Source organism: Sediminibacterium salmoneum NBRC 103935, assembly GCF_000511175.1.
Classification (GTDB): domain Bacteria; phylum Bacteroidota; class Bacteroidia; order Chitinophagales; family Chitinophagaceae; genus Sediminibacterium; species Sediminibacterium salmoneum.
This window is the reverse complement of record NZ_KI866530.1, coordinates 630,947-644,890: the sequence shown is the minus strand read 5'-3', so window position 1 is coordinate 644,890 and position 13,944 is coordinate 630,947. Positions and strand designations below refer to the sequence as shown.

The following is a 13,944-nucleotide window of genomic DNA, read 5'->3' as shown; positions in this document are numbered from 1 at the left end:
CAACATTTCCAGCCTTTTCAGGTTGCCAATTACAATAGGCATTGGCAAACTCTTGGCAAAAAATCTGACTGCGTATATTGTAACGGATAAAATCAATAATGGCTTTATCTCCGGCAAGGAATGCCCCAATAGATGCCATACTTTTCGCAAACGTAGAAAAGTACAAATCAATGGCATCCTGACATCCCTGCTCTTCTCCGGCACCCGCACCTGTTTTACCCAAAGTACCAAAACCATGGGCATCATCTACCAATAAACGGAATTGATATTTTGATTTCAAGGCAGCAATTTCTTTTAATTTACCCTGGTCTCCGGCCATACCGAAAACGCCTTCTGTAATCACCAGAATTCCACCTGCTTTTTGCTTTTCTATTAATTGGGTAGCTCTCACCAATTGCTTTTCGCAATCCTCTACGTCATTGTGTTTAAATACGTAGCGGTGTCCAGGATGCAAACGCAAACCGTCAATAATACATGCATGACTTTCTGCGTCGTAAACAATTACATCATGTCTGCCACAAACAGCATCTATGGCACTCATGATTCCCTGATAACCAAAGTTCATCAGAATGGCATCTTCTTTTTGTTCAAACGCTGCCAGTTCTCTTTCCAGTTGTTCATGATAATTGGAATTTCCACTCATCATCCTTGCCCCCATTGGATAAGCCAAACCAAATTCCTTTGCAGCATCCGCATCCACTTTTCTAATTTCAGGATGATTGGCCAGACCCAGGTAATTATTCAGACTCCATACAATCATTTCCTTTCCTCTGAACTTCATTCTGCTGTTTATCTCTCCCTCTAATTTGGGGAAGGCAAAATAACCATGGGCACGTTCGCGGTGCTGACCTAATGGACCGGCATTCTTCAATAATTTCTCAAAAATATCTGCCATAAACAATGGGGATTGGTTAGATTAAATTTTTTGCAAATTTAATAAATTAGCACCAAAGCACAAGGCTTATTCTGGCACAAGCAGTATCTTGCAATCTTTCAAATTATTAAATCAAGCACTTTGTACACATTCAAATTAAACAGCCAATTCATCAAAGCAATGGGTATAGCATTGTTAATTGGGAATACGGCACTAGCTCAGAAAACTGGCAAGGTTAATCCAAATCAGGAAAAAGCCCCTAAACTGGTAGTAGGAATTGTGGTAGACCAGATGAGATGGGATTACCTGGAGCGTTTTGCACCCTTGTTTAAATCTAATGGTGGTTTCAAGCGAATGATGAATCAGGGATTCAGCAACGATAACTGTCAGATTGGTTATACTCCTTCTGTTACTGCTTGCGGACATACTGGAATTTATACAGGAACCGTACCTGCTGTTCATGGTATAACCGGTAATGCCTGGTACGACGCTTTATTAAAAAGAACCGTCTATTGCAGCGAAGACAGAACCGTAGAGGGTGTGGGTGCCAAAGGTGCGAGCGATGGAAAAATGAGTCCCAGAAATATGCTTACTACCAGCATTGCCGATGAATTAAGAATGGCAACCAATTTTAAAAGTAAAGTTATTGGGGTAGCTATAAAAGACCGTGGTGCTATTTTGCCAGCAGGTCATAGCGCCAACGGCGCTTACTGGTTCGATGCTAAATCGGGAAATTTCATTACCAGTACTTACTATTATAAAGAATTACCGGAGTGGGTTGCTAAATTTAATAACAGACAGGTCCCTGATTCACTAAGCAAATTAGGCTGGAACAAATCACTGGCCGATCAGCTTTACCTGCAGTATGCTACTGCTGATGAAAAAATTTATGAAGGCAAACCTTTTGGCGCCAATCAAACCAAATTGCCTTATGATCTATCCAGAAAGGAAAACGAAGGATTTTCAAAAGTAGTGGGCTCTCCATGGGGTAACACATTAACGGCCGAAATGGCGAAAGCGGCAGTATTGGCCGAAGAATTAGGCAAAGACGCCATTACAGATATGCTTGCCGTTAGTTTTTCATCTCCAGACTACGTAGGTCATAGTTTTGGTCCTAACTCATGGGAAGTAGTAGATAACTATATAAAGCTAGACGAAGAGCTGGGCAAGTTCTTTGAATTCTTAGACGCAACTGTTGGTAAAGGAAAATACACTGCATTTTTAAGTGCAGATCATGCCGTTGCACATGTGCCTGGTTTCATGAAAGAAAACAAATTGCCAGGTGGTACACTGGATGACAAAGCAGCCATGGATGAAATGAACAAAGCCATTAAAAACAAATTTGGCATTGACAAAGCAGTAGTAAGTCTTTACAACTATCAGGTACATTATAACAGGGATTTACTGGACAGTGTAAATGCTGATAAAAAAGCCATCAACCAGTTCATGGTAAATTACCTGATGAAGAAAGATTATATACTAAATGCTTTCCCAACCAGTGAAATTTTAACTACCCCAATGCCGCAATACCTAAGGGAAAAAGTAGCCAACGGATTCCTGTATAACAGAAGCGGAGACATCCAAATGATTTTAAAGTCTGGTTATATTGATGGAAGTGCAACTGGAACTACCCATGGTCTTTGGTATTCCTATGATGCCCATATTCCATTGTTATGGTACGGATTTGGTATAAAACAAGGCAGATCCGGCAAAAGAGTATACATGCACGATATTGCTGCTACTGTGGCCTCCCTTTTAAAAATTCAGGAACCCAGTGGAAACATCGGCCATCCGATAGAAGAGGCATTAAAGTAAGAAAATATTCGTAATAGTTTTAATATTATTATGAAGCTATAAAGTTGAGGTTGTATCTTGCGATACAACCTTTTATTATATGAAGAAATTAAGAATGATTAGCAGAATCTTTTTATTGATCTGCCTCACAGCTGTGTTTACCGCAAATGCACAGCTGAATCTATCAGAGAAAATACCTGTAGATTCAAAAGTGAAAATAGGAAAGTTATCCAATGGGCTTACCTATTATATCCGGCAGAATGCCAAGCCGGAAAAGAAAGTAGAACTGCGATTGGTTGTCAATGCCGGTTCTATTTTAGAAGACAATGACCAGCTGGGTCTTGCGCACTTTACAGAACATATGGCATTCAATGGCACCAAAAATTTCAAGAAGAATGAACTGGTAAATTTTCTACAAAGCATTGGCGTTGATTTTGGCGCTGATTTAAATGCTTATACTGGTTTTGACGAAACCGTATATATTCTTCCTATCCCATTAAGCGACCCCAACAACTTTACCAAAGGATTGCAAATTTTGCAGGACTGGGCCGGAGGCGTGAGCTTTGAAGGAAAACAGATTGATGATGAAAGAGGCATTATTCTGGAAGAAAGCAGACTGGGTAAAGGTGCAGAAGACAGAATGTTCCGTAAAATTTATCCGAAACAATATGCCGGATCCAAGTATGCACAACGTTTGCCAATTGGTAAAGACAGCCTGTTAAAAACCTTCAAGCACAGTGCTATTAAGCGCTTTTATGCAGACTGGTACCGTCCTAACTTAATGGCAGTAATGGTTGTAGGAGATATTGATGTTTCGGCCACTGAAAAATTAATTCAACAGTATTTTGGGGGATTAAAAAATCCAGCCAACCCAAGACCCCGAACTTTTGCAACCGTGCCGGCAAGAACCCAACACGACGGAATAGTAGTAACCGATAAAGAAGCCACTAACTTTACGGTGGAGTTGAATTATTCTACTGTAAAGACCCAACCGGAACTCACTATTGGAGATTATAGAAAAAGCAGCATTGTAAAGTCTTTATTTACCAGCATGCTTAACCAGCGGATGAATGAACTGGCTCAAAGCAGCAACCCTCCTTTCAGTTTTGCAGGAGGCAACTTTGGCTCATATGCAAGAGGACACGAAGCATTTAACGGGTTTGCTGTTCCAGGTCCTAAAGGACCCGATACTGCTTTATTGGCAATGCTTACAGAAATTGAAAGAATTAAAAAATTTGGCTTCACCCAGTCCGAACTGGAAAGAGCAAAAAAACAACAACTCGCCAGTATTGAAAGATCTTATAATAACAGAGACAAAACAGAATCCAGTGTACTGGTAGAAGAATATATCCGAAACTTCTTACAACAGGAGCCAATCCCTGGAATTGAAACTGAATTCAATTATAAGAATAGCCTGATGCCTGGTGTTCAATTAGCAGAAGTGAATGCACTGGCCAATGAATTAAAGAAAAATGAAAAACTTTTTGTTTCCGTACAAGGACCAGAGAAAAGCAATTTCACATTACCCAATAAAGATAAATTAATTGCTTCTATTCAGACGGCGGCCAATAGCCCATTGAAAGCTTATGAAGAAAAAGCCATCGCCAGTTCCTTATTAGAAAAAACACCTGCTGCAGGTCAATTGGTAAGCGAAAAGAAGAACGATGCATTAGACATTACTGAGTTAATTTATAGCAACGGCACCCGCGTTATTATTAAGAATACCAATTTTAAACAGGATGAAATAATCCTGACCGGATTTAAAAAAGGAGGAATTAATGGGTATGGTATTAATGACAAGCAAAGTGCAGCCTATGCCACCGCTGCCATTCAGCAGATGGGTATTGGTGCTTTCAGCCCGGTTGATCTAAGAAAATTCCTTTCTGGTAAAATTGCCAATGCAAGTGTTGGATTAAATGCCCTAAGCACAAGAGTAAGTGGAAACAGCAGTATCAAAGACATGGAAACCATGTTCCAATTAATGTATCTGAACTTTACACAAATCAGAAAAGACGAAAGTTTATTCAACAGCTGGAAAGAAAAAACAAAATCTCAGATTCAGTTTTTAATGTCCGATCCAACTACTGCATTCATAGACACGGTATACAAAGTAATGTATGGCGATAACCCCTTGGCTCCTTCCGCTGTTCCTACTGCGGCTGATTTTGACCAGATAAACCTGAACAGAGCCATGGAAATTTTTAAGGAACAAACAAATGATGCCAGTGATTATACATTTATTATGGTAGGAAATGTAGACGTCAATACGGTAAAACCGCTGCTGGCTACTTATATTGGAGGACTCCCATCCAAAGGAACCAAGGGCGCGTTTAAAGACAACGGCGTAAGGATTCTGCCCGGGCAGAAAGACCTGAAATTCTATAAAGGCAAGGAACCCAAGAGTTTTATATTCAATGTGTACTCTGGTAATATTGCCTATTCAGAATCACTGGCTTTGCACACGGAAATGCTATCTGAAATTCTGAATATCAAAATTATTGAAGAGCTCAGAGAGAAGATTGGTGGAATTTATGGCGGAGGCATTAATGGTTCCGTATCCAAATATCCTTATGAAGGATATACCATGGCATTACAATTGCCTTGTGGTCCTGAAAATGTAGACAAACTAACCACTGCTGCCAATGCTGAGATTGAAAAAATTAAACAACAGGGACCTGAGCAGAAAGACCTGGATAAAGTAAAAAAATCCCTTTTAGAAAAATATGCGGTAAATAGCAAGGACAACCGCTATTGGAGCAATGTATTGCAGGGCATCTATTTTTCTGAAAATGATCCGGAAAGAGTATTGAATTATACCAAAATTGTAAATGAGGTTAGCATTGAAGATATTCGCAAAGCGGCTGGTCTGGTGTTAAACAACAGCAATATTATTCATGCTGTGTTATATCCGGAGAAGTAACTTTACAGCATGAATAAGCTGGTAAAAAAAGCAGGAAAACAATTCTCTCATGTTATAGGTGCAAGCCAGTTACTGAACGAACTGCATTTCCGCTACCAGCAATGCAGAAACTATATTGGCAATCGCCAATTCCAAAAAAAATACAAGCGCTTTGTCTTTCCATCAGACAGAGCGCTTTTTAATACCTTCCAGCTCAACTATCAACAGTATTACCAGGACGGATTGCTTGCTGCCAATGAGCTCATTGAATGGAGTAAGGCCAGCATTCAGAAGAATCCAGTTATTTTAGACTGGGGTACTGGATCCGGAAGAATCATACGACATATTCCTTCGCTTCTCCCCGATGCCGTATGTTACGGAGCAGATCTGGATGCTTCAATAATAGAATGGTGTAAAAAAATATTGATCAGGTCTATTTTGACCAAATCATTAACGAGTACCTGCCCTATCCATCCCATTACTTTACTTGCATATGGGGCATATCTGTGTTTACGCATATACCTTCTGAAGAAACAACAAAGTGGATTGCAGAGTTACACCGAATCATGAAAGACAATGCCATAGCGGTATTAACTACACATGGTAACAATTATTATCACCAATTGAATACGGCCCAACTGAATCAATTAAAGAAAGATGGGGTGTTTACGATTGCATTCAAACAAAAAGGCCATCGTTTAATGACTACTTATCATGATGCTGAATTTTTCAGCAGATTGCTAAGCAGCCATTTTAAAATAGAACAATATTGGGATGGCCAGACCTTCCCTTACAAAATGGGCGGCCAGGATTGCTGGATCATAAAAAAAGTTCCGGCCGCCTGAGCAACCGGAACTTTTATATTAAATAATCTATTGAAGAATAATCAGGAGAAATTATTTCGCTGCTTTCTGAATCTCAGATAAGCTGGCTACATATAAGCTTCTGCCATGTGTACCCAATACAATTTCATTGTCTCTTGACTGTATAGCAATATCATGAACAGGAATGCTGTAAGGCAAGCCTTTATTCCACATTACACAACTGTTTCCGCCATTCATGCTAACATATAGTCCACCGTCAGTTCCTATGTAAAGAATATTTTCATTTACAGGATCTTCTCTCAACACATTCACAGATTCATAAGGAAGGTCTTTGGCAATTTGTTTCCAGGTAGAACCATAATCATCACTTACATAAACCAATGCATTGAAATAATCGTTTCTGTAGCCATTCAAGGTTACATACACACGGCTCTCTTTAAATTTGCTGGCAACCACTCTGCTTACATATAAGCCTTTAGGTAATTTGCCATTAATATTGGTCCAGCTATAACCACCGTCCTTGGTTACATGAATCATACCATCATCAGAACCGGTATAAATTAATCCAAATCTTTTAGGGCTTTCACTCATAGTAGACAGCGTTCCGAATGGAACATCTCCCTGTTGTGGATTGGTGGTAAGATCTCCACTCATAGCCACCGAATTTTCTCCCTTGTTTAAAGAGCGGTGAAATTTATTGCTACCAAAGTAAAATACATCCTGGTTATGTCTGCTCAATACAATGGGCGACTGCCAGTTAAAACGCAATGCTGATTCACCTAAAGCACGGTTGGGCTTTACCATGGTGCCTCTGGGACCTCTCTCACCGGTAGCAGGAGCCCCAATTAACTGACGATTATAATTTCCAAATTGTGAACCACTGTAAACGGTACGGTTGTCTCTCCAATCAACCTGAACCTGCATTCCGTCTCCGCCATTAATACTTTTATAAGCATAATTGCCGTTGCTATGCCAGCCAACATTTTCTATATTCTTGCTAGAACCATACCAGGTACCATTGTCCTGTAAACCACCATATACATTATAAGGCGTAGCCATATCTACTTCAATGGCATAGAATTGGCCTACAGCTGGAGAATTTAAATTAGACCAGTTTTTACCATTGTCATAACTCATATTTAAACCGCCATCATTACCGTTAATAACATGGCCTTCTTTGGTTCCGCTGAACCAGAAAGCATGGTGATCAGAATGCACGGATGGGCCGTCGATGGAACTGAATTTCTTTCCGCCATCAGTGCTCATTAATAAGTCAACTCCGGTTAACACTACTTTGTTTTCATCTAAAGGACTCACAAAAACTTTTCCAAAATAGTACCCGTAAGAACTATAAATATTGATAGGATCGTTATGGGTTTTCTTCCAGGTTTTACCACCATCATCACTTCTGTATAACTCACAACCTTTTACGGCAGCTGCTGTAATGGCCGCATTGGCATCATACAAATAATCCCAAATTACATTAGGGTTGTATTTGCCACTTGCCACTCCTTCTTTAACAAATGCTGCTGTATATTCTGCAGGTAAACGGTATCTCGGACTACGAAGAAAACTGTTCAGTTTCTTATCATCCAAAGCTGCAAATTGTTCTTTGGTAATACCCTGAAAAGTGTTCAGTGTATAAGCACCTGTATCGGCAGTTGCATTATTGGCAGCGCGTGCGGTAGCCGGTCTTAATTCATTATTGTCTACAACAGCATACACAATATTGGGGTTCTTGGGATAAATAGCAAGGCCAATTCTACCAACTCCGTCTCCGGTAGGGAATCCAGCCCCTTCCACAGAAACCTTCTGCCAGGTTTCACCTCCATCGGTGCTTTTAAAAATACCACCAGACTTACCGCTTTCTTCAAAATTCCAGGCAGTACGGGTACGATACCACATGCCTGCATACAATTCATTGGAATTGGATGGATTAATATCCAGATCAACAGCACCCGTATTTTCATCTATATACAAAGTGTGCTTCCAGGTTTTTCCACCATCAGTGGTTTTATAAATTCCTCTTTCTTTATTGGGGGAGTACAAATGTCCCAATACAGCCACCCAGGCAGTATTCGGATCGGTACTGTGCAATTTAATTTCTCCGATATGATGACTTTCCGGCAATCCCATCCAGTTCCAGGTTTTACCGTTATCAGCAGATTTATACACACCCAATCCTGCATAAGTTGAACGGCTGCTGTTTACTTCACCGGTACCTACCCAGATTTCACGGGTTTTCCAGTTTACAGCTATATCACCTATTCCAATAATATCTTCGGAATCAAATATGGGGGTAAAACTCATCCCGTTATTGGTGGTTTGCCATAATCCTCCAGTTGCATAAGCTACATAGAATTCGGTAGGGTCAGCAGGATTTACATCCATGTCTACAACCCTGCCACTTTGAATGGTTGGACCAATATTTCTGAAGGCAGTTTTATTGGCTGGGGATTCTGTACTCAGCTGTTTTCTGATTTCAATACTTTTCAGTCTTTCACTGGCTGGCGTTGGCTTTACCTGTGCCTGGGCAAAAAATGAAGAAATCATTAACAGCGATAAAAATGTTTTTCTCATATCGGCTTAGTATTTTCGAATCTCAATGTAAGTAATATGAGACATCTATTGCTACCACTGTTCATTTTTTCGGTGAATTTCAGTTTTGCACAGTGTAAAACCTATCAATTATCTGCCAAGGGAGATACCCTTAATTGCACCGATTATAAAGGAATGAAACAAGGCAAATGGATTGTCTCTACTCCCAAGTTAAGAGGCGAACCCGGGAGTGAATCGGAAGGCATTTTTATCAATGACAAAAAGGAAGGTGTCTGGCGAACATTTAATTTAATGGGCGATTTGATTGCACAGGAAAATTATCGCTGGGGAAATCTTCATGGCAAACAAAGCTATTTTACTTTAGCAGGTTTGGAAAGAGAGGAAAGCTGGAGGTCTGTTAATCCTAATAAGGCATTCGACACTTTAGACGTTCCTGATCCGGCCAATCCCCTGCAATTTGAAAGGATTGTGGTTAAAAATGAAGGAGGGGCTATTAAACATGGGATTTGGAGATCCTATAATCCGAACACCGGGTCGCTGATAGAATCTGAAGAATACATCATGGGGCAGTTAAAGTCGGAAAGGGAAAATGCCCCAATACCAGAGAAGTCCGACATCAGCATTTCAATGGCCGGGAATACTTCAACAAGCAGCAAGTTGAATAAACCCAATGCTGCTGCGGACAGTTCAGCAAAAAACAAAACAAAAGTATTACCGAGGGAAGTTGCAGAATTCAATAAAAAACAAGCCAAAAAAATAAACCAGTCGTAACCGGCAGAACCGGTCAGTAGCCAGCCATTATTTAGCCTTGCTTATTTTAATATTAATTGGAGCTAATAACTGATTGATTGTCTTCATAATTCCTCTGCTTTTTTGCGCAGGTTTAGCGTAGGCACAAGACAAGCCTGCATAGAATTCCCAACCATTGCTTTTTACTTTTTCCGCATAGGCGTGTAAGAGGGAATGTAATACCGGAAGTGAAATCAGCTCATGTCTGTTCTGGTGTCTCGACAATTGATCTGGCAGTTTAAAATGATAGCCACTTATATGCAGGAATAACAGAGGATGCTCTCCATTAACAAAATACTGCCCATTCTTTTCACTGAGCAGGCGTTCATGTAAATTCCAGTAGGCAACATTTAAGCCCAGATCCGAAGCCAGATGAACCCCATTAAAAAACAAAGGCACCCAGTTCAGCCAGTTCTGGTCTACCCCCATTCCTTCTTCAAAATTATAGTGACATTCTGTTTGCATATGCCCTGACCACCAATTCAGAAAACGATTTGTTTCAGGGCTATTTCTGAATCCGATAAAACCGGCATTGTATAACCCTGATCGCAATATATCCCGCTCTCTAGGCAAGAGTCCGTCTTCCGGAAGAGGGGTTGTATAATGGGGAGTTAATACAATATTACTTTGAGTTAAATACAACTCTACATTAGATAACTTATTATAAATCAATGTATCAGAATCAATATAAAGTAGAATATCTGGAGAAAAATTCCTAAATAAATACTGGGCTGCAAAAGACTTTACCGCACAGTTGAGTTCTATCACCGTATAGCGTTGGGTAAACAAGTCGAATTCAGGAATACCTAATTCACTGATTTCTATAATATTGTGAGGCCTAAATGAATTTAAATCAAAGCGATTATCTGCTTTGTCTACCAGCACGATATACAAGGTATAGTCCGGATGATAGGCCACAAAGGAGTCGGCCATCGTTTTGGAATGCGCCAGGTGATTGGCCGAACAAACCGTATAGACTATCTTCTTCATAATTTACAGGTTGGGCTTTTTAACAGCCAGTACAATCGTATTTAAGTAAAACCGGTCCGATTTAGGCCAGAAAGGTTCAAATAAACGAAACCCGCCATTCAGTATGGGTATACCAATTTGGCGAACCCCTTTTTTAAACCAGTTGAATTTTCCTAAGAATGGAACTTTATGCATCCAATGGTCGTGAATGTACAATACAAATAATTGAAACAAAGCCAGTGCAAAATGTCCGTTCTTGTCTATTACCTGAATTTCATATCCATTTTGTTCTAACATATCTTTCAACGCAAACTGCGTGTAGCGGGCATAATCCACCGGCATTTCGTGTTCTTCCCAGGCAAATGGACAGGTTATCAGCAATTGCCCTCCCGGTTTGGTAACCCGGCTTATTTCAGGCAATATTTGCGAGAGTCCGAAAACATGTTCAAATACTTCACTCGAGAAAACGGCATCAAAGCTTTCATCTGAAAAAGGAATGGTTTTGCCATCATAAAAAAAATCTACATTTTCATTCTGGTGATTATGCCCTTCCCCCTGGTAATCTAACCCTGTATAGGAAGAAACCTGCGTGAAGAGTGATTGATAAGGCTTTTCTCCACATCCAAAGTCGAGTAGTTTACCCTTGAGTTGTGGTGCATAAAAACTAATTTTACGGAATAATCCCTTTCTGATAAAATAAAGCGGATGTTTAATAGAGGGATTGAAGTTTTTAGGCACCATATTGTGAACGCAAATATTGCAGGCAAGATACGGAATATGACAATTAGGTATGATTATCAGATTTTTTGCGAACAGCCTTATGGCGGTATCTCCCGTTATTTCTTTGAATTAATTCAAAGACTTCAGCAAAAGCCAGGCATGCATATTCAGCTTGATATTTTATCGGCAGACAATATTTTTCTGGAACAATTAAGAGGAAAGACTGCCTGGAACGAAGTGCAATTCAAAGGAAAGAAAGACCTGAACCGTTTACTGTCTAACGTCTACGACAGTTTTGCTTCACGGATGCAACCCTTCGATATATTTCATCCAACCTACTATAATAAATCTTCCTTGTCCAGAACAGCAGGGAGACCCATGGTGATTACCATTCATGATATGATTGACGAACGCTTTCACAGCGACAAAAAAGAGTTTGAACCTATTCTTTCGGTAAGAGCCAAACATATACAGCAGGCTTCAAAAATCATTGCAGTGTCTCAGAATACACGTAAAGATTTAATTGAATTATGCGGAGTACCTGCAGAAAAAATTGAAACCATTTACCATGGCAACAGTTTTGAAAAAAACATTGAACGGCGCAGTCTCACCCGGTTGATAGAGCCAGACTATATTTTATATACGGGAAAAAGATATGCTTATAAAAACTTCAGGCGGTTTGCAGAGAGTATCGCGCCGGTTTTAAAAGAAAATCCAACTCTTTATTTGGTTTGTGCTGGCGGTGGACCCTTTAAGGCTTCTGAAACAAATCTGTTCAACCTCTTGGGCATACAGGGCCAGGTGGTATATCAGCCCATCCCTACCGATGAAGAACTGGCATCTCTTTACAATCATGCCATTGCATTGGTATATCCCAGTTTATATGAAGGATTTGGATTGCCGATTATAGAGGCGTTTGCCTGTAGCTGTCCGGTAATTACATCGGGGGGATCCAGTACCGGAGAGATTGCAGGTGATGCGGCTATTTTAATAGACCCTAACAATACAAATGACATCACAGAAAAAATTCGGGAGGTGATGAATAATAGTACCTTGCAGACGGAATTAATTCAAAAAGGTCACGCAAGAGCGGCCCAGTTTAATTGGGATAAAACAGCTCAGCAAACCCTGGAATTATACCAGTCACTGGTACAATCATAAACCGGTTTTCAAGAAAAATATATGAAGATTAAACCCATTAAAGCACTTAGAGTACTATTTGGTCAGGACGAAAAAAGTAAGCAATTACCACCCGATTTTGAACCTATCCATACAACTATTATTGAAAAAGTAAGACCTTATACCATGACGAGTCCTGAGCGACTTTATGGTTTAATTGAGAGTGTTCAATATGTGGTTAAAAACAATATTGGCGGTGCTTTGGTAGAATGCGGGGTATGGAAAGGTGGCTCTATGATGGCCATTGCCGAGACTTTACTGGCATTGGGTGTTACAGACCGTGAATTGTATTTATACGACACATTCGAAGGCATGACTGCTCCTACAGAGGAAGACGTGGATCAGCTGAACAGAGATGCTGCCAGTCAGTTACAACAGGACGCTTCCAAAAAATCAGAAAGTGTGGTTTGGGCCTATTCAGGACTGGCAGAAGTAAAACAAAATATTGCACGTACAGGTTATCCTGCCAATAAAATTCATTTTATACAAGGAGATATTCTGAAGACCATTCCCTCCCATCTGCCCGGAACAACAGCCTTGTTAAGACTGGATACCGACTGGTACGAATCTACCAAACATGAAATGGAACACTTGTATCCTTTGCTGGTTTCAAAGGGCATTCTCATTATTGATGATTATGGATTCTGGAAAGGCTCTAAAAAGGCAGTGGATGAATACCTGCAGCAACACCAGATTCAGCTGATGCTTCATCGGATGGATGAAACAGGACGTTCTGCTGTTAAGCCTTAACGAAAGGCAAATTGAAATTTAATATTAAGCATTGGCCAGGCCCAGTGCTTTTTTAATTCGGAATAACCATTTGCCAATGGGAGTCTGCAATAGCAGGTGTAGAATATATAATCTCAATTGCCAGATTCTGCACCGCAATGAAAAACCAAAATAAGATTCATAAATCCGGATATTGTCCTTCAGGGATTGCACATAATTTTTAGTACTGATACCTGTATCATCAAACACACTGATGGTATGGTTGATATAAGCGTAAGGTTCTGCGTGAATCCTACACATTAAATCGTAGTCCATGGCAATTTTATAGGCATTATTAAAAAAGCCAACCCTATCGTACACTTCTTTTTTCACAAACCAGGTGGGATGTGCCACACTACGCATACCCCTGTAAAGCTTGTTAGCGTTAAAGGGTTTGCCAATCACAATCTCTTCCCCGGCCCTGGTAACTTTGATATTCCCGCTGCTCCAGCTTATATGGGGATGAGCATTATAAAATTCCTTCACTACCTGTAATACTTCATTGCCTGCATAACAATCTCCGGCGTGCAATAAGTGCAGCAATGGAAATCGGGCATGTTCAATTCCTT

12 protein-coding genes are annotated in these 13,944 nt (G+C 40.2%); 7 read left to right on the top strand and 5 right to left on the bottom strand.

The features are described 5' to 3' along the window. Positions 1-895 (bottom strand): aminotransferase class I/II-fold pyridoxal phosphate-dependent enzyme (locus P767_RS15590; protein ID WP_245586822.1); only part of this gene is annotated, 895 nt, incomplete at its 3' end. 120 nt (positions 896-1,015) lie between these two features. On the opposite strand from P767_RS15590, the gene pafA reads away from it, so the two are divergent. The 4 genes from pafA (at position 1,016) to P767_RS0103190 (ending at position 6,412) form a co-directional block, all read left to right on the top strand. Beyond that, positions 1,016-2,689: an alkaline phosphatase PafA gene (pafA, locus tag P767_RS0103205; RefSeq protein ID WP_245586821.1), complete on the top strand. Its 1,674-nt coding sequence runs from the start codon at positions 1,016-1,018 to the stop codon at positions 2,687-2,689. A 79-nt stretch (positions 2,690-2,768) separates the two neighbouring features. Then, entirely contained in the window at positions 2,769-5,588 is a 2,820-nt protein-coding gene (locus tag P767_RS0103200; protein WP_051417044.1) for a M16 family metallopeptidase, read from the top strand. Positions 5,589-5,597: 9 nt separating this feature from the next. Then, positions 5,598-6,137: a hypothetical protein gene (locus P767_RS0103195; RefSeq protein ID WP_026763374.1), complete on the top strand. Its 540-nt coding sequence runs from the start codon at positions 5,598-5,600 to the stop codon at positions 6,135-6,137. Further along, positions 6,134-6,412 carry a hypothetical protein gene (locus P767_RS0103190; RefSeq protein WP_026763373.1) on the top strand — a complete coding sequence of 93 codons (279 nt, stop codon included), beginning with the start codon at positions 6,134-6,136 and terminating at the stop codon, positions 6,410-6,412. The genes P767_RS0103195 and P767_RS0103190 overlap by 4 nt, the downstream gene beginning before the upstream one ends. Positions 6,413-6,463: 51 nt before the next feature. Here P767_RS0103190 and P767_RS15585 read toward each other — a convergent pair whose 3' ends face one another. Continuing rightward, a complete protein-coding gene (locus P767_RS15585; protein ID WP_051417041.1) occupies positions 6,464-8,971 on the bottom strand; it encodes a VPS10 domain-containing protein in 2,508 nt (835 codons plus the stop codon). A 36-nt stretch (positions 8,972-9,007) separates the two neighbouring features. On the opposite strand from P767_RS15585, the gene P767_RS0103180 reads away from it, so the two are divergent. Further along, positions 9,008-9,721, top strand: coding sequence for a toxin-antitoxin system YwqK family antitoxin (locus tag P767_RS0103180; RefSeq protein WP_026763372.1), 714 nt, complete (start codon positions 9,008-9,010; stop codon positions 9,719-9,721). A gap of 27 nt (positions 9,722-9,748) precedes the next feature. Here P767_RS0103180 and P767_RS15580 read toward each other — a convergent pair whose 3' ends face one another. Next, a complete protein-coding gene (locus P767_RS15580) occupies positions 9,749-10,729 on the bottom strand; it encodes a hypothetical protein (protein WP_157611345.1) in 981 nt (326 codons plus the stop codon). A 3-nt stretch (positions 10,730-10,732) separates the two neighbouring features. Further along, positions 10,733-11,449, bottom strand: coding sequence for a class I SAM-dependent methyltransferase (locus tag P767_RS15575; RefSeq protein WP_037351593.1), 717 nt, complete (start codon positions 11,447-11,449; stop codon positions 10,733-10,735). A gap of 36 nt (positions 11,450-11,485) precedes the next feature. Between P767_RS15575 and P767_RS0103165 the strand changes: the two genes are divergently transcribed. Beyond that, the gene (locus P767_RS0103165) at positions 11,486-12,589 is read left to right on the top strand and encodes a glycosyltransferase family 4 protein (RefSeq protein ID WP_026763371.1); all 1,104 of its coding nucleotides are present in this window, start codon (positions 11,486-11,488) and stop codon (positions 12,587-12,589) included. Positions 12,590-12,610: 21 nt separating this feature from the next. Continuing rightward, positions 12,611-13,357: a TylF/MycF/NovP-related O-methyltransferase gene (locus P767_RS0103160; protein ID WP_026763370.1), complete on the top strand. Its 747-nt coding sequence runs from the start codon at positions 12,611-12,613 to the stop codon at positions 13,355-13,357. Positions 13,358-13,381: 24 nt separating this feature from the next. Here the strand turns inward: P767_RS0103160 and P767_RS15570 are convergent. Then, a partial coding sequence (locus tag P767_RS15570; protein ID WP_037351592.1) for a glycosyltransferase family protein occupies positions 13,382-13,944 on the bottom strand: 563 nt, incomplete at its 5' end.

Excerpts from the sequence above, each read along its gene's own strand:
- P767_RS0103160 (WP_026763370.1), top strand. The coding sequence starts at position 12,611 with ATGAAGATTAAACCCATTAAAGCACTTAGAGTACTATTTGGTCAGGAC.
- P767_RS15575 (WP_037351593.1), bottom strand. The coding sequence starts at position 11,449 with ATGGTGCCTAAAAACTTCAATCCCTCTATTAAACATCCGCTTTATTTT.
- P767_RS0103190 (WP_026763373.1), top strand. The coding sequence starts at position 6,134 with ATGAAAGACAATGCCATAGCGGTATTAACTACACATGGTAACAATTAT.
- P767_RS0103165 (WP_026763371.1), top strand. The coding sequence starts at position 11,486 with ATGACAATTAGGTATGATTATCAGATTTTTTGCGAACAGCCTTATGGC.
- P767_RS0103180 (WP_026763372.1), top strand. The coding sequence starts at position 9,008 with ATGAGACATCTATTGCTACCACTGTTCATTTTTTCGGTGAATTTCAGT.
- P767_RS0103200 (WP_051417044.1), top strand. The coding sequence starts at position 2,769 with ATGAAGAAATTAAGAATGATTAGCAGAATCTTTTTATTGATCTGCCTC.
- P767_RS0103195 (WP_026763374.1), top strand. The coding sequence starts at position 5,598 with ATGAATAAGCTGGTAAAAAAAGCAGGAAAACAATTCTCTCATGTTATA.
- P767_RS15585 (WP_051417041.1), bottom strand. The coding sequence starts at position 8,971 with ATGAGAAAAACATTTTTATCGCTGTTAATGATTTCTTCATTTTTTGCC.
- P767_RS15580 (WP_157611345.1), bottom strand. The coding sequence starts at position 10,729 with ATGAAGAAGATAGTCTATACGGTTTGTTCGGCCAATCACCTGGCGCAT.